Annotated in this window: 4 protein-coding genes; all 4 read right to left on the bottom strand. The window is 48.4% G+C overall.

Annotated features, from left to right (window positions below; all coding sequences use genetic code 11):
* Positions 1-331: 331 nt before the first annotated feature.
* The gene (locus tag ACTHUT_RS16265; RefSeq protein ID WP_250600179.1) at positions 332-1,039 is read right to left on the bottom strand and encodes an SIMPL domain-containing protein; all 708 of its coding nucleotides are present in this window, start codon (positions 1,037-1,039) and stop codon (positions 332-334) included.
* 112 nt (positions 1,040-1,151) lie between these two features.
* On the bottom strand, positions 1,152-1,643 hold the full coding sequence (locus tag ACTHUT_RS16260) for a DUF1841 family protein (RefSeq protein ID WP_063068729.1): 492 nt from the start codon (positions 1,641-1,643) through the stop codon (positions 1,152-1,154).
* A gap of 104 nt (positions 1,644-1,747) precedes the next feature.
* Entirely contained in the window at positions 1,748-2,023 is a 276-nt protein-coding gene (gene ftsB / locus ACTHUT_RS16255; RefSeq protein ID WP_003679613.1) for a cell division protein FtsB, read from the bottom strand.
* Between the two features lie 23 nt (positions 2,024-2,046).
* On the bottom strand, positions 2,047-3,333 hold the full coding sequence (gene eno / locus ACTHUT_RS16250) for a phosphopyruvate hydratase (RefSeq protein ID WP_250600181.1): 1,287 nt from the start codon (positions 3,331-3,333) through the stop codon (positions 2,047-2,049).
* Positions 3,334-3,347: the final 14 nt, after the last annotated feature.

Raw genomic sequence — 3,347 nt, 5'->3', positions numbered from 1 at the left:
CTCTTACTAGAGTTAAACGTGATAATTTCTACTATAACCTACCAGCTTTTCCTTCTTTCAATGATTTTATGGATAAACATTGTCAACTTGGTATCTCATAGCAAGCATATTGTGTAAAAATAAAATCTGAAATCTAATCTTTTCATACTTTATTTTTACGCAATCCAGATTGAAAAGTGAATAATAAGAACTTAATTATCTGATTTTAAATACCTTTGTAGTTTACATTTTACTATAAAATAGAAATAACCGTTCTAATCATTGAGCAATACAAAAGGCTGTCTGAAAAATATACTTTCAGACGGCCTTTAAAATAATTTAAATGAAAATCCTACATCTGCACCGAGCCGCTGACGGTCAGGCTGATCTCTTCCGAACCGGGGGAGGCAGGTATGCCATCTTCTATTCCTGCCGCCATCTCTGCGGCGGGGATTGCACGCAGCATTTTGGCGTGAGCAAAGTCGCCGCCGACTTGGCGGTTGCCGATATGGCCCAGGTTGAGTTTAACGATTTTGTAGCTGGAGAAGCCGAGCGTTTGGGCGAGATTTTGGGCGCGGTCTTTGAAGCGCAGGATGACGGCTTTGCTCAGTTGGTCGACGGTTTCTTCGCGTTTTTCTTTGGATACGGAAAATGAGGAGCTTTCCAAAACGGCGATATTGATGCTGTCGGCAATCAAGCGGTTGAGTGCTTCAAAGTCTTTGCTTTCTACTTTGAAGTAGGCGTGTTCTTCCCAGCCGGTTTGGGTGCGTTTGCCGTTGGTGTATTGATAGCGCGGGGATGCGTTGCGCTCCATCAGCTCGGCTTTAAATTTGCTGTTTTGGGAGATTTTGTTGAACTGGTTGAATTTTTTTATGAAGGCTTGGTTGACTGCTTGACGGTCTTTGCCTTCTACGTTGACGTTGAAATGCGCGGTCATGGTATCCCGCGGCACTTCCATGTTCGCGGATTCGGAAAATTCAACGATGTTGTAATTGAGGCTTTCTGCTGCAACGGGCAGGGAGGCAGCTAGGAGTAGGGCGGTAAGGGCTGGGCGGAGCATTTTGGTTTTCATTGTAATGCGGATTTTAAAAAAGTAATTTAGCGTGAAAGATAGAAATGTTGGCTTTGGCAAGCGTAAGGATTTGTATGGGTTGAGGCCGTCTGAAAAGAAGTTACTTTGTATCCATCAGGCCGACTTCATGGGGATTGAGGCGGGCTTTTTCTTCTTGGCCTAAGCCGACCAATTTCCGCAAGCGGGTCATGTAGGCATTGACGTCAAGGCCCCGTCCGTAGCGTTGTGCTTCCCAGATGGTTTCTGCCAAGGCTTCCATCATATCGTGTTCGGCTTTGACCCAGTCGCCGTTGTAACGGGCGCACAGTTGTTGGTGGATGGCACGGATGCCTGGGGGCTGGTCGATGGCGCTTTGTTCTTGTAGAGAAAGGTGTAGCGACATATGCAGGAATGGGTTGCTTTCGCCGTCTTCGGGCAACCATTCTTTATCTAAATATTGTTCGATGTCTTCTAGATAATGTCCGTATTCGGGATGGGCTTCGATGATGCGTAAAGCTTTTTGTTGCAGGCCGTCTAATTGGAGCGGTGCGAGCCTGTGTTGCCAAACGTGGGCAAAGAATCGGCGGACATCGTGGGTGTTTACGTCATACATGATGGGTGGTGTGATTTGATTTTGGGATATGTGATTATATAGCGATTGCGATAAAAAAGGCCGTCTGAAAAATATGTTTTCAGACGGCCTTTGTTTTGCAGGGTTTAGCGGCGGTCGATGATTCGGTAATACACTTCGCCGTCTTGGACATAGCCCAATTCGACACGGGCAATTTCGGCAATGGCTTCTTGTCCGTGTGCTAAGTCTTCAACTTCCGCATTGAGGAAATTGTTGCGCAAAGTGAGCGTTTGGTTTTTTTCCTCCTGACGGACGAGCTGCTCCTGCAATTCTTCCGTATGCCCGACGCTGCCTTTGCCAAACCACAGGCTGTACTGACAGCACAAAAGTGCGAAGGTTAAAACAAAAGTCACCCACTTCATACAATCAATATCCTATATTCTGCTTATTTGCCCAGTTGGTAGAATGCGGCTTTGCCAGGGTAGTAAGCGGCTTCGGCCAATTCTTCTTCAATGCGCAACAATTGGTTGTATTTCGCCATGCGGTCGGAACGGGACAGGGAGCCGGTTTTGATTTGCATACAGTTGGTGGCAACTGCCAAGTCGGCAATGGTGCTGTCTTCGGTTTCGCCGGAACGGTGGCTCATTACGCTGGTGTAGCGGTTGCGTTTTGCCAAGTCAACGGCTTTCAGGGTTTCGCTCAAAGTACCGATTTGGTTTACTTTAACCAGCAATGCGTTTGCCACGCCTTTTTCGATGCCCTCAGCCAAGATTTTTGGATTGGTTACGAACAAGTCGTCGCCGACCAATTGAACTCGGCCGCCCAATTTTTCGGTCAACAGTTTCCAGCCTTCCCAGTCGTTTTCGTCCATGCCGTCTTCGATGGAAACGATTGGGAATTCGTTAACCAGGCCTTCCAAGTATTCAGCAAATTCTGCGCTGGTGTAAGAGCGGCCTTCGGCTTCTAGATGGTATTGGCCGTCTTTGTAGAACTCGCTGGATGCGCAGTCCAGGGCGAACAATACGTCTTCGCCTGCTTTGTAGCCTGCGGCTTCGGTTGCTTCGACGATCAGTTGCAGGGCTTCTTTGTGGCTGTTCAGGTTAGGTGCGAAACCGCCTTCGTCGCCCACGGTAGTTGGGAAGCTTTTGGCATCACACAGTTTTTTCAGTGCGTGGAAAATTTCGGCGCCGCAACGCAGGGCTTCGCGGAAAGATTTTGCGCCGACAGGCATGATCATGAATTCTTGGATGTTCAGGCTGTTGTTGGCATGTTCGCCGCCGTTGATAACGTTCATCATCGGAACAGGCAGAGCCATTGGGCCTGCGCCGCCCAAGTAGCGATATAGAGGCAGGCCTGCATCTTCAGCAGCTGCGCGTGCTACGGCCATAGAAACGGCTAAAGTGGCGTTGGCACCCAAGTTGCCTTTGTTTTCAGTACCGTCCAATTCGATCATGATTTGGTCGATATAAGATTGTTCGTTGGCATCGATACCGATGAGGGCTTGTGCGATTTGGTTGTTGACGTGGTCAACGGCTTTCAATACGCCTTTGCCCAAGTAACGGGATTTGTCGCCGTCACGCAGTTCCAAAGCTTCTTTTTGGCCGGTTGATGCGCCGCTAGGTACGGCTGCGCGTCCCATGACGCCGGATTCCAACAATACGTCACACTCTACGGTAGGGTTGCCGCGGGAGTCCAAAATTTCGCGTGCAAAAATATCAACGATTGCGCTCATGAATATCTCCAAAT

The sequence above is a fragment of the Neisseria sp. P0022.S010 genome (genome assembly GCF_051956635.1).
The sequence above is the reverse complement of the archived record's forward strand: the minus strand, read 5'-3'. Positions and strand labels throughout refer to the sequence as shown.